General features: G+C 61.9%; 14 protein-coding genes. 4 read left to right on the forward strand and 10 right to left on the reverse strand.

All coding sequences use genetic code 11. The features are described 5' to 3' along the window. Nucleotides 1-246 precede the first annotated feature (246 nt). Together H8S55_RS01195 and H8S55_RS01200 are read left to right on the forward strand one after the other, a co-directional pair. The gene (locus tag H8S55_RS01195) at nucleotides 247-1,767 is read left to right on the forward strand and encodes a DUF1538 domain-containing protein (protein WP_243200414.1); all 1,521 of its coding nucleotides are present in this window, start codon (nucleotides 247-249) and stop codon (nucleotides 1,765-1,767) included. Nucleotides 1,768-1,782: 15 nt separating this feature from the next. Continuing rightward, nucleotides 1,783-2,454 (forward strand): hypothetical protein, encoded by a 672-nt coding sequence (locus H8S55_RS01200; RefSeq protein WP_186877463.1) that lies wholly within the window; start codon nucleotides 1,783-1,785, stop codon nucleotides 2,452-2,454. A gap of 104 nt (nucleotides 2,455-2,558) precedes the next feature. On the opposite strand, the gene H8S55_RS01205 is transcribed toward H8S55_RS01200, so the two are convergent. Then, nucleotides 2,559-4,985, reverse strand: coding sequence for an ATP-dependent Clp protease ATP-binding subunit (locus tag H8S55_RS01205; protein ID WP_186877464.1), 2,427 nt, complete (start codon nucleotides 4,983-4,985; stop codon nucleotides 2,559-2,561). A 127-nt stretch (nucleotides 4,986-5,112) separates the two neighbouring features. On the opposite strand from H8S55_RS01205, the gene fdxA reads away from it, so the two are divergent. Then, the gene (fdxA, locus tag H8S55_RS01210) at nucleotides 5,113-5,283 is read left to right on the forward strand and encodes a 4Fe-4S ferredoxin (RefSeq protein ID WP_147560587.1); all 171 of its coding nucleotides are present in this window, start codon (nucleotides 5,113-5,115) and stop codon (nucleotides 5,281-5,283) included. 172 nt (nucleotides 5,284-5,455) lie between these two features. Beyond that, nucleotides 5,456-6,202 (forward strand): PAQR family membrane homeostasis protein TrhA, encoded by a 747-nt coding sequence (gene trhA, locus H8S55_RS01215; protein ID WP_186877465.1) that lies wholly within the window; start codon nucleotides 5,456-5,458, stop codon nucleotides 6,200-6,202. A gap of 56 nt (nucleotides 6,203-6,258) precedes the next feature. On the opposite strand, the gene H8S55_RS01220 is transcribed toward trhA, so the two are convergent. The 9 genes from H8S55_RS01220 to H8S55_RS01260 all read right to left on the reverse strand — a co-directional run bounded on the left by H8S55_RS01220 (nucleotide 6,259) and on the right by H8S55_RS01260 (nucleotide 18,479). Then, nucleotides 6,259-7,641 carry an MATE family efflux transporter gene (locus tag H8S55_RS01220; protein ID WP_436233132.1) on the reverse strand — a complete coding sequence of 461 codons (1,383 nt, stop codon included), beginning with the start codon at nucleotides 7,639-7,641 and terminating at the stop codon, nucleotides 6,259-6,261. A 138-nt stretch (nucleotides 7,642-7,779) separates the two neighbouring features. After that, nucleotides 7,780-8,544, reverse strand: a complete 765-nt coding sequence (locus H8S55_RS01225) for a hypothetical protein (protein ID WP_186877466.1) — start codon at nucleotides 8,542-8,544, stop codon at nucleotides 7,780-7,782. A gap of 198 nt (nucleotides 8,545-8,742) precedes the next feature. Then, nucleotides 8,743-9,561, reverse strand: a complete 819-nt coding sequence (locus tag H8S55_RS01230) for a formate/nitrite transporter family protein (RefSeq protein WP_186877467.1) — start codon at nucleotides 9,559-9,561, stop codon at nucleotides 8,743-8,745. Nucleotides 9,562-9,769: 208 nt separating this feature from the next. Further along, nucleotides 9,770-10,996, reverse strand: coding sequence for an imidazolonepropionase (gene hutI, locus H8S55_RS01235; protein ID WP_186877468.1), 1,227 nt, complete (start codon nucleotides 10,994-10,996; stop codon nucleotides 9,770-9,772). A 129-nt stretch (nucleotides 10,997-11,125) separates the two neighbouring features. Next, nucleotides 11,126-13,147: a urocanate hydratase gene (hutU, locus tag H8S55_RS01240; protein ID WP_186877469.1), complete on the reverse strand. Its 2,022-nt coding sequence runs from the start codon at nucleotides 13,145-13,147 to the stop codon at nucleotides 11,126-11,128. Nucleotides 13,148-13,404: 257 nt separating this feature from the next. Next, nucleotides 13,405-14,976, reverse strand: coding sequence for a phosphoenolpyruvate carboxykinase (ATP) (gene pckA, locus H8S55_RS01245; protein ID WP_186877470.1), 1,572 nt, complete (start codon nucleotides 14,974-14,976; stop codon nucleotides 13,405-13,407). 172 nt (nucleotides 14,977-15,148) lie between these two features. Then, a complete protein-coding gene (rsmA, locus tag H8S55_RS01250; protein ID WP_186877471.1) occupies nucleotides 15,149-16,009 on the reverse strand; it encodes a 16S rRNA (adenine(1518)-N(6)/adenine(1519)-N(6))-dimethyltransferase RsmA in 861 nt (286 codons plus the stop codon). 94 nt (nucleotides 16,010-16,103) lie between these two features. Then, nucleotides 16,104-17,768 (reverse strand): sensor histidine kinase, encoded by a 1,665-nt coding sequence (locus H8S55_RS01255; RefSeq protein WP_186877472.1) that lies wholly within the window; start codon nucleotides 17,766-17,768, stop codon nucleotides 16,104-16,106. Nucleotides 17,769-17,804: 36 nt separating this feature from the next. Beyond that, nucleotides 17,805-18,479 carry a response regulator transcription factor gene (locus tag H8S55_RS01260; RefSeq protein ID WP_186877473.1) on the reverse strand — a complete coding sequence of 225 codons (675 nt, stop codon included), beginning with the start codon at nucleotides 18,477-18,479 and terminating at the stop codon, nucleotides 17,805-17,807. Nucleotides 18,480-18,501: the final 22 nt, after the last annotated feature.

Raw genomic sequence — 18,501 nt, forward strand, 5'->3', positions numbered from 1 at the left:
AAACCCGCCCTCTGGTGTTAAGAAAGCGTCAATCAAACTCTTTGATTTTCCACCGGTTTTATTGGTTTTGTGGAACTTCTCCCCGGTATTTTGCGGGAAGAGGCTGTTTGTGCGGTCTCTTCCCGCTTTTTTGTCCACTTTTCCACCTGAGATCTCTTAACACTCCCCAAACTTTCGCTTTGACCGGCGGCTTTTTCTCCCGTATAATAGATGACAAGAATCGAACTATTTAAGGGGAGGTCCGCTTTGCATTTCAATCATCAGCTTATGGAAAAGATCCAGGAGTCTATGGCCTCGGTGCTGCCCATCACCGCCATTGTCCTGCTGCTGTCTATCACCGTGGCTCCGCTGGACAGCGCCGTTTTGGTGCTGTTTCTCTTCGGCGCAGTGCTGCTGGTCGGCGGGATGGGGCTGTTCACCATGGGGGTGGACATGTCCATGATCCCCATGGGCGAGGTCGTGGGCGTGACCATGAGCCGCAGCAAATTCTTTCTGCTGCCCGTGGTGGGCTATTTCCTCCTGGGCGTGCTTTCCACCGTGGCCGAGCCTGACCTCCAGGTGCTGGCCGAGCAGGTGCCCGCCATCGACAATCTGGTGCTCATCCTCACCGTGGCGGTGGGCGTTGGCTTCTTCCTGGTGGTGGCCGCCCTGCGCATCCGCCTGGCCATCCCCCTGCGGCGGCTGCTGCTGATGTTCTACTGCGTAGTCTTTTTGCTGGCCGCCCTGGCTCCGGGGGACTTTATCCCCGTGTCCTTCGATTCCGGCGGCGTGACCACCGGGCCCATCACCGTGCCCTTTATCATGGCCCTGGGCCTGGGCATCGCCTCCACCCGAAGCGATGCCAACTCCGCCAGCGACAGCTTCGGCCTCATCTCCCTGTGCTCCATCGGCCCCATTCTGGCGGTGCTGCTGCTGGGCATCTGCTATCGCCCTGAGTCGGCGGGCTACTCCATGACCCAGCTGCCCGAGCTTGCCACCACGGCGGATGCCGCCCGGTGCTTCCGGGATGCCTTCCCCGGCTATTTCAAAGAGGTGGCCGCCGCCCTGGCCCCCATCGCCGGGGTGTTCGTCCTGTTCCAGGCCGTCACCCGGCACTTTCACTCCAACCAGCTGCTGCGTATCGGCGCGGGCCTGCTGTATACTTATCTCGGTCTGGTGCTGTTCCTGTGCGGCGTGAACGTGGGCTTTATGCCAGCCGGTTCCCTGCTGGGGGCCACAGTCGCCCAGGAGAGCACCTCCTGGCTGCTGATCCCCATCGGCATGCTCATCGGCTTTTACATCGTCAAGGCCGAGCCAGCCGTGGCCGTGCTCACCAAGCAGGTGGAGGAGGTCTCCAACGGCTCCATCTCCCAAAAGGCCATGGGCCGGGCCCTGTCCATCGGCGTGTGCCTGTCTGTGGGCCTTGCCATGGTGCGGGTGCTCACCGGGCTGAACATCCTGTGGCTGCTGGTACCCGGCTATGCCGTCTCCCTGGGGCTTTCTTTCTTCGTGCCCGCCATCTTCACCGGCATCGCCTTCGACTCCGGCGGCGTGGCCAGCGGCCCCATGACAGCCACCTTCCTGCTGCCCTTCGCCATGGGGGCCTGTTCCGCCCTGGGGGGCAACATGATGACCGACGCCTTTGGCATCGTGGCCATGGTGGCCATGACGCCCCTGGTGACCATCCAGACCATGGGCCTGTACAGTCAGATCCAGCACGCCCTGGCCCGCCGCCGTCTGCGCTATCGTGTGGACCGGGTGGAGGATGCCGTGGTCTACTTCGATTAAAGGGGGAGGACAGATATGGACCAGATGAAGCTCCTCGTCTCCATCGTAGAGCGGGGCCACGGGGTGGCCATGCAGCGGCTCTATGGCAAATATCAGCTTTTTCTCCACCTGCAGTGTGCCGGGCGCGGCACCGCCACCTCAGAGATCATGGACATTCTGGGTCTGGGCTCCACAGAAAAGGACGTGGTGCTCTCTTTCGCCTCTCAGGCCCCCGCCGCCGCCCTGCTCCACGATCTGGACAACGACCTGCGGGGCGGGGTGGACACCTCGGGCATCGTATTCTCCCTGCCTCTGAGCGCCCTGAACGGAATGTCCGCCGCCCTCATCGACTTTAAGGCGGAGGAATGGAAACACGGAAACGGAGGAACCACTATGGAACCCACCACGGAAAACACCCTGATCCTGGCGGTCTGCCGCCGGGGACACACCGATGCCGTGATGGCCACTGCCAAGGCCCACGGGGCCCGGGGCGGCACGGTCATCAAGGGCCGCCTGTCCGGGTCAGAGGACTTAGAACAGGCCTATGGTCTGAATCTGACCCCCGAGCGTGAGGTGGTGGCCATTGTGGTCCCCCGGGACAAGCGCGGCCCCATTATGGACGCGGTGAACACCGCCCACGGCCTGCGGCAGGAGGCCCAGACCATTCTCTGTGCCCTGCCCATCGACCACATTGTCAGACTGGGGTAACCCCCCCAGTGTCCTTTCTTCCCTCTTCCACCCGCGGTCCGTGCCGTCCCAACCAGGCGGCGCGGGCCGCGGGCTCTTTTTCGGTTTTCTTCCGCCCCCCGGCCCTACGTCAGGCTCACCTCCACGGTGCCCTCCCGGGCGACGACGTGGAGGGTGTCCCCCTTCTTCATCCGGCCGGACAACAGCAGGTCGGCGGCGGGGTCCTCCACCAGGCGGGCCACCGCCCGGCGGAGGGGGCGGGCCCCATACTCCCGGCTGCTGCCCTCCCGGGCCAGGAGGGACAGGGCTTCCTCGGCCACATCCAGCTTTACCCCGTGGGCGGCCAGGCGTGCTCCCGTCTCGTCCAGCAGGCGGCGGGCGATACGGCAAAGCTCGCCCTGCTCCAGGGGCGGAAAGACCAAGGCGGCATCCAGGCGATTGAAAAATTCCGGGGCAAAGGTCCGCCGGGCATCGGCGATGACCTCCCGCTCCAGCTGCTCCCGCTTCGCCAACGGGCCGCTGGCAAAGCCCAGCCGCTGGCCCTGCTCAAACCGCCGGGCCCCCAGGTTGCTGGTCATCACCAAAACGGTGTTGCGAAAGTCGGTGCGGCGGCCCATTCCATCGGTGAGCACCCCCTCCTCCATCACTTGGAGGAGGACGGACCACACGTCGTGGTGGGCCTTCTCCAGCTCGTCCAGCAGCACCACCGACCAGGGGTTTCGGCGCACCCGTTCGGTGAGCTGCCCCCCCTCCTCGTGGCCCACATAGCCCGGGGGCGAACCCACCAGGCGGGAGACGGTGTGGGCCTCCCGATATTCAGACATGTCAAAGCGCAGCAGGGCCTCCTCCCGGCCAAACAGGGCCGATGCCAGACTGCGGCACAGCTGGGTCTTGCCCACACCGCTGGGCCCCAGCAGCAGAAAACACCCCACCGGACGGCGGGGGTCCCCCAGCCCCAGGCGGCTGCGGCGGATGGCCCGGGCCACCGTCTCCACCGCCCGATCCTGGCCGATCAAGGTACGGCGCAGGCTGTCCTCCAGCCCGGCCAGGGCCTTTTTATCCGCCTGGTCCGGGGCGGACACGGGCACCCCCGTCCACTGCTCCAGCACCGCCCGGATGTCCCCCTCCCCCACTTTCCTGGCCTGCTGGCCCGCCAGAAAGCGGCGGCGGCCCTCCTCCAGCGCTCGGCGAAAATCCCCCTCCGCGTCCCGCAGCATGGCCGCCTTTTCAAAGTTCTGCTCCCGAATGGCCAGGGCCATCTGCCGTCCCGCCTGGGCCGCCCGCTCCTCCAGGTTCTTTAGCTCCGGGGGCAGGGTCCGCCCCGAAAGCCGCGCCCGGGCGCAGCCCTCGTCCAGCAGGTCAATGGCCTTGTCCGGCAAAAAGCGCCCCGGCAGATAGCGGATAGACAGGTCCACCGCCGCCGACAGCGCCCCGTCGGTGACGGTGAGATGGTGATAGCTCTCATACCGGCTGCGCAGCCCGCGCAAGATGGCCAGGGCTCCGTCCCGGTCCGGCTCGGCCACGGTGACGGGCTGAAAGCGCCGCTCCAGGGCCGCGTCCTTTTCCACGTGCCGCCGGTACTCGTCCAGGGTGGTGGCCCCGATGACCCGCAGCTCCCCCCGGGCCAGGGCGGGCTTTAGGATGTTGGCCGCGTCGATGGCCCCCTCGGCGCTGCCCGCCCCCACGATGGTGTGCAGCTCGTCGATGAACAGGATGATGTTCCCCGCCCGGCGCACCTCCGCCAACACATGGCGGAGCTTTTCCTCAAACTCCCCCCGGTATTTGGTCCCCGCCACCATGGCCGCCAGGTCCAATGCGCACACCCGCCGCCCCAGCAGATGGGCGGGCACCGTCCCGTCGGCGATGGCCAGGGCCAGCCCCTCCGCCACGGCGGTCTTACCCACCCCCGGCTCTCCCAGCAGCACCGGGTTGTTCTTGCTCCGCCGGGACAATATCTGAATGACCCGCTCCAGCTCCGCCTCCCGGCCGATCACCGGGTCCAGCTGTCCCTGGGCGGCCATAGCCGTCAGGTCCCGGGAGCACTGGTCCAGCTGCCGGGTATCACCCCCCGGGCGGGTCTCCGGCTCCCGGGGGCGGAATCTTGGGGCGGTCTCCTCGCCTCCTAAAGCCGCCGTCACCCGGCGGTATAGGGCGGGGATATCCACGCCGCAGCTGTCCAGCACCCGAAAGGCCCCGCTGTCCGTCTCCCCCAACAGACCCAACAGCAGATGTTCGGCGCTCACCGCCCGCTGGCCCAGGCGGCGGCTCTCCTCCGCCGCCCCCCGGATGGCCTGACAGCAGTGGGGCGTCAGCCCCTGGCGGGGACACCGGGCTGGCACGCCCACCCCCACCCGCCGGACCACTCCCGCCCGCAGGGTCTTTCTGTCCGCCCCCGCCCGGCGCAGGGCCTGGGCCGCCGGGCTGTATTCCAGACTGGCCAGCCCCAGCAGCAGATGCTCGCTGCCCACATAGCTGTGGCCCAACCTGGCCGCGTTCTCCTGGGCCGAACGGATGGCCCCCAGGGCCGTGGACGTAAAACGACTGTCCGTCATACAACATCACCTCGTCGTAACCTCTGATTTCATCATGCCCTCTTTTCAAAAATTTAATATTTTTGCCATTGCAATTTCTTTGAGATATGGTAGAATACATTTAGATTCTTAGGGAGGTGTATTTCCAATGGCTTATGTTATCAGCGATGCCTGCATCAGCTGCGGTTCCTGCGCGGATGCCTGCCCCGTGGGTGCCATTTCTCAGGGTGACGATCACTATGTGATCAACGCCGACGCTTGTCTGGACTGCGGTTCCTGCGCGGATACCTGCCCCATGAGCGCCATTTCTCAGGGCTAATTACTTAAAAAACAGCGCCCGGTATGCAGGGCGCTGTTTTTTATATCTGTTAATATAATATTAAATATTAGATTTCATTGTTTTTAATATTGATTTTTCTCAGAGAAACGGTTATACTATGGTCACAATAAAAGCTGACATCATATCCGGCATGTTGAAAGGAGCGTTTTTTATGCGCAGCAACGCCGTTTCTCTCCCCTCTTCCTCCATTCAGAACCTCCCAGACTTCACCCTCCCCTCCCGACCCCGCCGCAAAAAGGAGGTCCGGGACCCCTATGACGGGCTGCGGCCCTGGTCGGCCATCACCCACGGCATTGGAGCCGTCCTCTCCGCTGTGGGCACTGTGGCCCTGCTGCTGCGCTCCGCCGCTTTGGGCAGCGCCCTGGACTTCTGGGTCTTTCTCATCTATGGCCTGTCCATGACGGGGCTGTACACCGCCAGCATGCTCTATCACTGCGTGAACACCTCGGTGGCCGGGCGCATCGCCCTGCGAAAGTATGACCACTGCTCCATCTATCTGCTCATCGCCGGCAGCTATACCCCCGTGTGTCTGCTGGGCCTGAGAGACAGCGGCGGAGCCATCCTGCTGGCGGTTGTGTGGGCAGTGGGTCTGCTGGGCATGATTTTGACCATCGCCAAGCTGTCCATTCCCCGGTGGCTCACCAGCGCCATCTATCTGTTCATGGGCTGGCTGGCCATCTTCGCCATCGTCCCCCTGCACCGCTCACTGCCCGCCGCCGGTTTTGCCTGGCTGCTGGCCGGGGGACTTCTGTACACCGCGGGCGGCGTGCTCTATGCCGCCAAGTGGCCTGGCCGGAACAACCCCCGCTTCGGCTGCCACGAAATTTTCCACCTGTTCATCCTGCTGGGCAGCATCGCCCATTTTGTGATGATGTACACGGTGATTGCCTTTCTGTAATGCTATAACGGCATAAAAACAGCGCTCTGATCTGCTCAGAGCGCTATTTTTTGTATTCAAAGCGCCGTCAGCTTCTTCAGCGGCTCCACCTCCCGGCGGAACACCCGACGGAGGAACAGGGCGCTGAGGGTAACAGCGAACAGCTCCGCGATGGGAAAGGCCCACCACACCGCGTCCAGCCCCCGGACTCTGGAGAGGACAAAGGCCACAGGCAGCAGCACCACCAGCTGACGGATGACGGATACCGCCAGACTGAGCACCCCGTGGCCCAGGGCCTGGAACACAGAGGAGCAGACCACGCTGAACCCGGCCAGCAGGAAGCTGATGGAGATGATACGCAGGGCGGGGACACCGATGGTCAGCATGTCGCTGCCTGAATCTTCCGCCATGAACATCTTCAGAAATACATCGGGGATCAGCTGGAAGGCCAGCAGCCCCAGCAGCATGATGCCCACGGCATACATCACACTGAGCTTGATGGTCTTCACGATGCGCTCCGGCTTCCGGGCCCCATAGTTATAGGCGATGATGGGCACCATGCCATTGTTCAGTCCGAACACGGGCATGAAGATGAAGGACTGCAGCTTAAAATATACACCGAACACCGCCGTTGCTGTGGCGGTGAAGGCGATGAGGATCTGATTCATGCCGAACACCATCACCGAGCCGATGGACTGCATGGCGATGGATGGCACGCCCACGCTGTAGATACCGCCGATGATGGGGGCGCTGGGCCGCAGGTTTTTCAGCTGGAAGTGGACATCGGTGTTTTTCCGCAGGTTAAACATCAGGGCCAGCAGCGCGCCGCAGATCTGGCCGATGACAGTGGCCAGGGCTGCACCCGCCACCTCCATCCGGGGGAAGCCGAACAGGCCAAAGATCAGGATGGGGTCCAGGATGATGTTGATGATGGCACCGGTGGCCTGGGTGATCATGGTGTAAAAAGTCCGCCCGGTGGCCTGGAGGATACGCTCCAGGGTGATCTGGGCAAACACGCCAAAGCACATGCCGCAGCAGATGGTGAGATAGTCCCCGCCATAGCTTATGATCGTCTGGATGTCCGTCTGGATGGCATAGAACCGCCGCCCGCAGGTCAGTCCGAAGAGCATAAACACCAGACAGCTGATGGCGGCCAGCAGAAGGCCGTTCATGGCCGTCCGGTCCACCTTGTCCTGCTCCTTCTGGCCCAGACTGCGGGAGAGCAGGGCGTTGATGCCCACGCCGGTGCCCACGCCCACCGAGATCATCAGATTCTGCACCGGAAATGCCAGGGACACGGCGTTCAGGGCATCCTCGCTGAGCTTGGCCACGAACACGCTGTCCACCACGTTATAAAGGGCCTGGACCAGCATCGATACGATCATGGGCACAGCCATGTTCAGCAGCAGCCGATTCACCGGCATGATACCCATTTTATTTTCTCTCACGTTTTGCTCCAAATTTTCTTCCTCCTTTTCCCTTGAACCGCCCCCGGTCTTGGCCGGACAGGCCGCAAAAGGAAGGCAACCTGTACCGGATCGACTTCGCGATCGGCAAGATTGCCTTCCAACGCATTCAGCTTTCCAATTTACCGGCCATTACATCATCTTCACAGTGTAATAGACCACCAGGGCAAACAGCCAGGCCACCATGGCGAACATCAGGTAATAGGCCACGTTGCTGCCCAGGGCGGCGGCGGCAACCACCACCAGAACACCCAGCACGCAGCTGGCCAGCACCAGGGCGTAGGAGATGCCCTGAGGCGCCCACTGGACCTTTTCGCCCCCGGCGCGCATCAGCGCCCCATCGCTCTTCTTCAGCCCCAGGGTGACCAGGGCCACCAGCACCGCGCCCACCAGGCACAGGGCCACGTCCACTGTCATGCCGCCAAACCGGACAAACCACAGCCCAACGGCCCCAAAGCCTCCGGCGGTAACGGCCAGGAAGCACTCGGGCTGATAGAGATAGTACACAAGGGCCAGGGCCGCCCAGGCGGGCACCAGCATAAACAGCATCCGCACGCCGTTCTTCTCATAGCTTAGGGTGACGTGGGAACACACGGCCAGGGCCAGCAGCACCAGACCTGCCACTGCGGGCCAACCGGCTTTGCTCCCCCTGTGGAAGCACAGGGCCGCCCACACCAGGGCCAGGATGCCCACAACGCCGCCGCCCAGGCGCAGAACGCGCATCACGTTCAAAATGGCCTCGGCCACGCCGATCTCCGCCGGGTAAAAGTTGATATACCAGCGGTTGACCACCATCAGCAGGCACTCTAACAGAACCGCTCCCACGACCCACAGCAGGCCGCGGTTGAGGTCTGCGTCCTCCTGACGCAGGCGGACCTCTCTTTGATTTTTATCCATTCGCGTTCAATCTCCTCAAATCGGGGCGACGGGTTCGCTCCGGCTAAATTCGTCTTGTTTTCTTTCCGGTATCATTGCCCATATGTCCTTATATTTTATCAGATAGTCCCTATTTTTGCAAGACCTAAAAATTTTATCCCATACAAGTCAAAAGAAAGGGCCCCGTCCGGTTGGACGGGGCCAGACGGGGCAAAACATTTACTTTTTCTTTCTCAGATAGCAGAACCACATCAGCCAGGACAGGATCACGCCGCCCAGGATGTTGCCGATGGTCACGGGGATCAGGTTCTTCACCACGAAATTAGAGACAGTCAGGGCGGACAGGTCCAGCCCCCGTTCCGTTGCCAGCTGGGCATAGGCGGGGACCGCCTTGGCCATCAGACCGGCGGGGATATAGTACATGTTGGCCACGCAGTGCTCAAAGCCGCACAGCACGAAGTAGCACACCGGGAGGAAGGCCGAGATAATACGCCCGGCGCTGTCCTTGGCGGACATGGCCATCAGCACGCCCAGGCATACCAGGAAATTACACAGGATGCCCAGCACCACCGCGTTCTGGAAGGGCAGATTGCACTTGCCCAGGGCCACCTTCATGGTGTAGAGCGCCAGGGCCCCGCCGGAGTAGTTCATCTGGCCAAACCAGGCGCAGCCGGCGGCCACCAGCAGGGAGCCCACCAAATTGGCCAGATAGACGATGACCCAGCTGCGCAGCATCTGGCCCACAGTACAGCGGCGGTCCAGCACGGAGATGGTGATCAGACAGTTGCCTGTGAACAGCTCTGCGCCCATGATGACCACCATGCCCAGCCCGAAGGGGAAGAGCAGGCCGCAGATGGTGCGGGCGGTCCAGATTTCTTCGATTCCATAGACAGCGGTGTTGGTGGCGGCGCTGCCCAGAGCGATGAGTGCTCCGGCCAGAATGCCCAGGACCACCAAAAGCGAGGTGGCACGCTTGGCCTTTCCTTCACCGGCTGCAGCGTATTTGGCTGCGATCTCCGCAGGGGTCAAACTTTCCATATTGTGGGTCATCCTTTCCTATTTATCCTCTTTTTCTTTTGGCCTATTACAGGCAGACCATTTTTTGTATTATATCCGATGGGGAAGCAAAGTCAATTCTCTTCCCTATTTTCCGACAAAAACCATGGTAAAAAAGAAGTTGGGCGGCGGTTTTTTAAGCCGTCCGCCCAACTGTTCCCATATACTCTTTTTCCCAAAACGGGAGAACTTACATCACTTTGCCGGCCTTGATCACGGTCTTGGCCAGGTTGCTGCCCACACGGTAGCAGATGTAATCCAGGTCGGGGGCATCCCAGATGACCAGGTCGCCCTTCTTGCCGGCCTCCACAGAGCCCACCTGGTCGGCCATGTCGATGGCGGCGGCACCGTTCAGGGTGACGGCGGTGAGGACCTCCTCGGGGGTCAGCTTATACTTCAGGCAGCCCAAGTTGATGACAAACTGCAGATTCAGGCAGGGGCAGGAACCGGGGTTGAAGTCGGTGGCCATGGCCACGGCCACACCGGCATTCACCATGTCCCGGGCGGGGGCGAAGGTGGAGCCCAGGTTGAAGCTGGTGGCAGGCAGCAGGCAGGCGATGGTGCCGCCCTTGGCCATGCTGGCGATGCCCTCAGGGGGACAGACGATCAGGTGCTCGGCGGAGATGGCGCCGATCTCACCGGCCAGGACGGAGCCGCCGATGGCCTCGATCTCGTCGGCGTGGATCTTGGGCCGCAGGCCGTACTTCAGGCCGGCCTCCAGCACCTGGCGGGACTCCTCTACAGAGAAGGTGTCGGCCTCGCAGAACACGTCGCAGAACTTGGCGATGCCCTGTTCCTTCACCTTGGGCATCATCTCCTCGCACACCAGGCGGATGTACTCGGCACGGTTGCTCTTATACTCGGCGGGGACCAGATGGGCGCCCATAAAGGTGGCGACCACGTCCATGGGGTGGTGGTCGTTCAGGTCCTTGATGACCTGCAGGGCCTTCAGCTCGTGGTCGGTGGCCAGACCGTAGCCGCTCTTGGCCTCCACGGTGGTCACACCAAAGCCCATCATCTCGTTCAGGGCCTTGGTGGCCTTCTCGGCCAGCTCCTGCTCGGTGGCCTTGCGGGTGGCGTTGGTGGTGGACTGGATGCCGCCGCCGGCGTTCTGGATCTCCAGATAGGTCTTGCCATGGAGCTTCATGCCCAGCTCGTTCTGACGCCAGCCGCCGAAGATCAGGTGGGTGTGGGCATCCACCAGACCGGGGGTGACCAGGTTGCCCTGGGCGTCGATGACCTCAGCGCCGGGGGCGGCGGGGGCCGCACCGGTGCCCACAGAGTCGATGACCCCGTCCTTCACCAGGACCCAGGCATCCTTCAGGATCTGGATCTGGCCCTGCTCCGCGCCCTTCTTGGCGGCCTTGCCCTGGGGGGTGGCCAGCATACCGATGTTTTTAACCAGAATGTTTCCCATAATGAAACCTCCTTGCGCTTCAGCAAGCGCAGCCTGGGCGGCCAAACGCCGCCCGGATATTTGTTTTGATAAGAAAAAGGGGCCCGAAAACGGGCCCCTTTTTGGAGTTTTGCCGTATGACAGCGACAATTACATGTTCAGGGCCTTCATAGCCTCGGCGATGTACTCGTCGTCCTTCTCATTGATGTAAGGCAGGGTGATGTGATCCTTGCCCTCGTACATCTTGTTGTACTCGGCAACGACAGGCATAGCGTTCTCGTTGCGAGCCCAGGCGCGGCGGGAAACACCGACCATAACGTCCCAAGGCATGGACATCTTCAGGATCTGGTCCACGCGCTCGGAGCCGTCCAGCACCATGCCGAAGCCGCCGTTGATGGACTTGCTGACACCAACGCCGCCGCCGTTGTGCAGGGCGATCAGGCTCATGCCGCGGGCAGCGTTGCCGGCGTAGCACTGGGTAGCCATATCAGCCATGACATTGGAGCCGTCCTTGATGTTGGAGGTCTCACGGAAGGGGGAGTCGGTTCCGCCGGTATCGTGGTGGTCACGGCCCAGCATGACGGGGCCGATCTCGCCGTTGCGGACCATCTCATTGAACTTCAGAGCGATGTTCATGCGGCCCATAGCATCGGCATACAGGATGCGGCACTGGGTACCGACGACCATCTTGTTCTTCTTAGCATCACGCAGCCAGACATAGTTGTCGTGATCCTGATAGCGGCGGTTGTGAGCCTTGATGTAATCGGCAGCGGCCGCGTCGGTCTTGTCCAGGTCCTCGGGCTTCCGGGACAGGCAGCACCAACGGAAGGGACCATAGCCGAAGTCGAACAGGAAGGGCCCGAGGATGTCTTCCACGTAGGAGGGGAAGACGAAGCCGTCCAGGTCGTTCTCGCCGTTCTTGCAGATGCTCTGCACGCCGGCATCGTACACGGACTTCAGGAAGGCGTTGCCGTAATCGAAGAAGTAGGTGCCCTTCTCGTGGAACTTGCAGATCATCTCATAGTGGTGACGCAGAGTGGCGTCAACGCGGTTAGCAAACTCCTCGGGGTCCTTGTCCAGCATCTCGGTGCGCTCCTCGAAGGTCAGACCCTGGGGGCAGTAGCCGCCGTCGTGAGCCATGTGGCAGGAGGTCTGGTCGGACATCAGATCCACATGGATGTCCTTCTCATACAGGTACTCCAGCAGGTCCACCACGTTGCCGTGATAGGCGATGGCGCAGGGAGTCTTGTCGGCCAGGTGCTTCTTGGTCATCTCCAGCACCTCGTCCAGGTTGTCGGACTTCTCGCTGACCCAGCCCTGGTTGTAACGGGTCATGATGCGGGACAGGTCGACCTCGGCGATGATGGAGACAGCGCCGGCGATCTCAGCGGCCTTGCCCTGAGCACCAGACATGCCGCCCAGACCGGCGGAGACGAACAGCTTGCCAGCCAGGTTGCCATCCTCGGGGATGCCCAGCTTCTGACGGCCAGCACCCAGCAGGGTGTTGAAGGTGCCGTGGACGATGCCCTGGGGCCCGATGTACATCCAGCCGCCGGCGGTCATCTGGCCGTAGTTGGCAACGCCGATAGCGGCGGCACGGTTGAAGTTCTTCTGATCATCATACATACCGATCATCAGACCGTTGGAGATGATGCAGCGGGGGGCCAGCTTGTGGCTGTGGAACAGGCCCAGGGGGTGACCGGACATCACGACCAGAGTCTGCTCGTCAGTCATGACCTCCAGGTACTTCTTGATCAGACGATACTGCATCCAGTTCTGGCAGACCTGACCGGCCTCGCCGTAGGTGACCAGCTCGTAGGGATACAGAGCGACCTCGAAGTCCAGGTTGTTGTCGATCATGACCTGGAAGGCCTTAGCCTCGGTGCAGTTGCCCTTGTACTCCTCGATGGGCTTGCCGTACAGCTTGCCCTCGGGACGGAAGCGGTAGCCATAGATACGGCCGTGCTCCTCCAGCTCCTGAGCGAACTCCTTGGCCATCTGCTCGTGATGGTCGGGATGGATGTAACGCAGAGCGTTCTTGATGGCCAGAGCCTTGTCGGACTCGGACAGGTGGGACTCACGGCGGGGAGCACGACGATACTGAGGATCCATCTTGGGATACTCAGGCAGGTCGTAGTCCAGCTTAATGGTCATGGCTTCGTTGGCTGTCATTATAGTTCCTTCTTTCTATGAAATTTGTGAAAATCGTCGTTACACATCTTGGTGACTTCTTTTTCCTATGGGCACATTTTAACAGAAAACACCCCCAAAGAAAAGAACTTGTATTGTATATTTGCTATATCGAAATAGTATGGCAAATTTGTGTTGCGAAACTTTACTCATTTTGCCGATTTTTGAGCTTAAAAAAGGAAGGGTGTCCCACGGGAACACCCTTCCTTTCACAAATTTAAAGGCTTTCTTTCGTCGTTTTATTCAGCCTTGGGACCGGCGGCCACCACGTCCGCAGGCATGTGGGTATACTTCTTGAAGTTCTCCACGAAGGAGTGGGCCAACTCCTTGGCCTTCTTCTCATAGCCGGCCTGATCGTCGCCCCACTGCTTGGCGGGGATCATCTGCTCGTCGGGCACGCCGGGGCAGGAGGTGGGCACCTGAACACCGAAATAGGGGTCGGTGACGAACTGGGCCTTCTCCAGCTCACCGTTCAGGGCGGCGGTGACCATGGCACGGGTATACTTCAGGTTCATGCGCTTGCCGCTGTTGCCGCACCAGCCGGTATTGACCAGATAGACGTTGGCGCCGGACTGCTGCACCTTCTTCTCCAGCATCTCCGCATAGACGGAGGGGTCCAGGGGCATGAAGGGCGCGCCGAAGCAGGTGGAGAAGGTGGGCACGGGGGAGGTGATGCCACGCTCGGTGCCGGCCAGCTTAGAGGTAAAGCCGGACACGAAGTAATACTGGGCCTGCTTGGCGTTCAGCTTGGAGATGGGGGGCATGACACCGTAGGCATCGGCGGTGAGGAAGATCACCGTCTTGGGCGTGCCGCCGATGCCGGGGATGGCGGCGTTGGGGATATAGTCCACGGGATAGCCCACGCGGGTGTTCTCGGTGAGGGAGCCGTCGGCATAGTCGGCCTGGCGGGTCTCCTCGTCGATGATGACGTTCTCCACCAGAGAGCCGAACTTGATGGCCCGGTAGATCTCAGGCTCCCGCTCCTCGGTCAGGTCGATGCACTTGGCATAGCAGCCGCCCTCGAAGTTGAACACAGAGTCGTCGGCCCAGCCGTGCTCGTCATCGCCGATGAGCTTGCGGTTGGGGTCTGCGGACAGGGTGGTCTTGCCGGTGCCGGACAGACCGAAGAAGATGGCGGAGTCGCCCGCCTCGCCGATGTTGGCAGAGCAGTGCATGGGGAACACGCCCTGCTTGGGCATGAGATAGTTCATCACGGAGAAGACGGACTTCTTGATCTCACCGGAGTACTGGCTGCCGGCGATGAGGACCAGCTTCTTCTCATAGTCGATCATGATGGCGGCCTCGGAGTGGGTGTGGTCCCGCTCGGGCACGCACTTAAAGCCGGGGGCGGCGATGATGGTGAAGTCGGGGACATAGCTCTTCAGCTGCTCCTCGGTGGGCCGCAGCAGCAGCTGGTGGATAAACAGGTTCTGAGAGGCCAGCTCGTTGACGATGCGGAAGGCCTTGGTATACTTGGGGTCGGCACCGGCATAACCGTCGAAGATGAAGATCTCCCGGTTCTGCAGATAGGCCACCATCTTCTCATACAGGGCATCAAAGACCTCCTGGGTGGTGGGCACATTCACCTTGCCCCAGGCGATGTCGTTGTGCACGCCCTTGGAGTCAACAATAAACTTGTCGTCGGGGGAGCGGCCGGTATACTTTCCGGTGGTCACGCACAGCGCGCCGGTGGCGCTCAGCTTGCCCTCGCCGCGGCACAGGGCCTTCTCCACCAGCTTGGCGGGGGTGAGGTTGCGGTAAACAGCGCTGGGATTGACGATCCCGAGAGATTCCAAACCATAAGTTTCCATAACAGTTCCTCCTTGATTTGTTGTGCAAAAGACGGGCCGCACCTTTTGCGGTCAGAGCCGCCCGATGAAGTTTTTCAGCCATTCAGTCTGCAAATTCACTTCATACTATGGTTCATTTTACCCTATCCGGGGGAGAAAGGCAAGATTCAGCCCTGTGGAAAAGCGCCGAAAATCACCCCTGGGTCTGACGGATTTTTCTCGATATTCCTGCAAATTCGGGAATACCCAGCCGCTCCCCCCGCACATCGGCGGGCAGACCGCAGCCGGTGAGGATATTTGCCAGCTGCTCCTTGGTCAGCTGCTGTCCGAACGCAGCATACAATCCATTGACCAGGGTCTTTCTCCGCTGGGCAAAGGCGGCCCGCACCACCCGGAAGAAGTGCTCCGGGTCGTCCACCTCCTCCGGCGGCTTGCGCGGGACCATGCGCAGCACGGAGGAGGTCACCTTCGGGGCAGGAATGAAGCAGTCGGGGGGCACGTCGAACAAAAGCTCCGGGTCGGTGTGATACTGGCAGAACACCGAGAAAGCCCCATAGTCCCCCGTACCCGGTCTGGCGCAGATGCGCCGGGCCACCTCCCGCTGGATCATCACCGTGATGGAGGCAAAGCAACCCGCCTCGATGAGGGCGGTGATGGCGGGGGTGGTGATATTATAGGGCAGGTTGGCACAGGCCACCGCCGTCAATCCGGCAAATTTCTCTCCCACCAGGGCTGGGATGTCCGTCTTTAAAATGTCACCGGGGACGATCTCCGCGTTGGGGCAGTCGGCCAGGGTCTCCTTCAGGATGGGCAGCAGGGCCCGGTCCAGCTCCACCGACACCACCTTGTCCGCCCGCCGGGCCAGCTGCCGGGTGAGAGGGCCGATGCCCGGTCCCACCTCCAGTACGCCCGTACCCGGCCCTGCGCCGGAGGCGGCGGCGATGTCCTCGGGTACCCAGGCCTGGATGAGAAAGTTCTGACCCATGGACTTGGAGAAGCGAAAGCCGTTCCGGGCCAACAGCGCCTTGATCTCATTGATGTTGCAAAGATCCATAATAGGCTCCTTTACCATACATAAGAATAGAATTGCTTCTCCATGATAAAGGAAAGGCCGCCGTCCGTCAAGAGATGACGAACGGCGGCGGCGATCATTGCTTTTGTTCCTTGGGAAAGCGGATGCGGATAGTCGTGCCTTTGCCCAGTGCGCTGTCCAGGTCGATGCGGGCATCGTGGAGGGCGGCGGCGTGCTTCACAATGGAAAGCCCCAGGCCGGTGCCGCCGATCTGGCGGGAGTGGCTTTTGTCCACCCGGTAGAACCGCTCGAATACCCGGTCCCGGTCCTGGTCCGGGATGCCGATGCCCGTGTCCGCCACAGTGAGGACGGTCTCGTGTTCCCCCGGCTCCACCGAAACGGTGACGGAGCCCCCTCTTTGATTATACTTCACGGCGTTGTCGCACAGGTTGAAGACCATCTCGTCCAGCACGGCGGGGACCCCACAGACCTTAGCCGGACTGCCCTTCACCTGGATGGACACCTCCGCCCGCCGGGCCACCGGCTCCAGGCGGCCGGCTGTCTGACGGGCCAGCTCCAGCAGGTCTACCGGCTCCATCTTCAGCCCGTCGCCCCCCTCGTCCAGGCGGGACAGGTGGATGATGTCCTCCACCAGGGCGATGAGCCGCTGGCTCTCCCGGTAGATGTCACTGGCAAAGCCGTTGATATCCTCGGGCTTGACAATACCGTCTTTGATGATCTCCGCCATGCCGGAGATGGCGGTGAGAGGGGTTTTCAGTTCGTGGGAGACATTGGCGGTAAACTCCCGCCGCAGCCGCTCCCCCTGCTCCTGGGCGGTGATGTCCACCAGCACCAGCACTGCGCCCTCCACTTGGGTCTCGTGGAACACCGGGTCGGCCAGCAGCTGGACACACCGCTCTCCCCGCTCCAGCCGGCCCTGGGCCCGCTGACCGGCCAGGGCCCGCTCCACCACCGTGCGGAAGGCATCGCTGCGGTCCAGGGTGAGGACGCTGGCCTGCTCGGCGGGGCTGACCGCCCCCAGCAGGCGCAGGGCCCCGGAGTTATAGGACAGGATGCGCCCCTTGGTATTCAGCAGCACCACCCCCTCGGACATGTTCTCCGCCAGGGTGGCAAACTCCCGCTGCTGCTGGCGCATGGCATCCATCTGACAGCGGATGGTGTCGTTCTGCCGGCGGATCTTGGTGATGAGGGGGGCCAGCTCGTCATAGCCCCGGCACTGCTCCGGCTCCTCCAGGTCCAGGTCCAGAATGGGGCGGATGATGCCCTTGGCCAGCCGGGAGGCCAGCACCGCCGCCAAAATCATGGACAGCACCAGAATAATGAGCAGCGGCTGGATCATAGAGGCCAGCAATACCACCACCGTAGACTGAGCGCTGGCCAGGCGGATCACCGTGCCGTCGCTCAACCGGCGGGCGGCATAGTAGGTCCGGCGGGACAGGGTGGACGACTCCCGCTGGGCCGTGCCCTGGCTGGCCAGCATGGCCTGGCGGATCTCCGCCCGGTCAGCGTGGTTCTCCATCTGGGCGGGGTCTGCCCGGTTGTCATACAGCACGGTGCCGTCCTTGTCCACCCAGGTCACCCGGCTGGATACATTCAGCGTGTCTAAGTAGTCCCGGCCCGTGGTCTCCACGCCCTGGGCCACCATGGCCGCCTCGGTGGCCAGTTCCCGGGTGAGCTGGTCGCCGAAATACTGGTACAGCATCCCCATGAACAGGGCCACCGACAGCAGAAACACGGCAAGGCCCACCGTCATGGCGTTTTTAAAAATCTTCGCGGCCATTTTCTCGCTCCATTCTGCCCAGGGCCGCTTTTACGCTCAGCCCTCGGCGATCTTATAGCCCACGCCCCGCACCGTTTCGATGCAGCCGCCGGACTCCCCCAGCTTCTGGCGCAGGGTGCGGATATGGACATCCACGGTGCGGCTTGCCCCGTCGAACTCATAGCCCCAGATGGTGTTCAGCAGCTGGTCCCGGGTGAACACGGTCCCCCGATGCTCCAGCAGCAGGCACAGAAGCTGGAACTCCTTCAGGGTCAGGGCCACGTCCCGCTCCCCGTCCCGGACGATGTGGCGGCCCGGGTCTACATACAGCTGTCCCAGGCGATAGACGTTCTCCGGCTCCTCCCGGCCCCCGGCGTGGCGCAGGGCGGTGCGGATGCGTGCCATCAGCTCCATCATCCCAAAGGGCTTGGCGATGTAGTCGTCCGCCCCCTGGTCCAGGCCCAGCACCTTGTCATATTCGGTGCTCTTGGCGGTGAGCATCAGCACCGGGGTCCGGCGGGTGGCCGGGTCGGCCCGCAGCTTTTTCAGCACCTGCAGGCCGTCCTCCTCGGGCAGCATAATATCCAGCAGCACCAGCTCCGGCTTTTCCAGGGCCAGGGCGCTCCAGAACTGGGACGGGCGGTCAAAGCCCCGGGCCTCCATGCCCTGGCTGTTCAGCGTGTAAACCACCAGCTTTTGAATGCTGGCATCATCCTCCAGAACGTAGATCATATCCGTTCAAAACTCCTGTCAA

The organism is Flintibacter faecis (assembly GCF_014287875.1).
GTDB classification, from domain to species: domain Bacteria; phylum Bacillota; class Clostridia; order Oscillospirales; family Oscillospiraceae; genus Lawsonibacter; species Lawsonibacter faecis_A.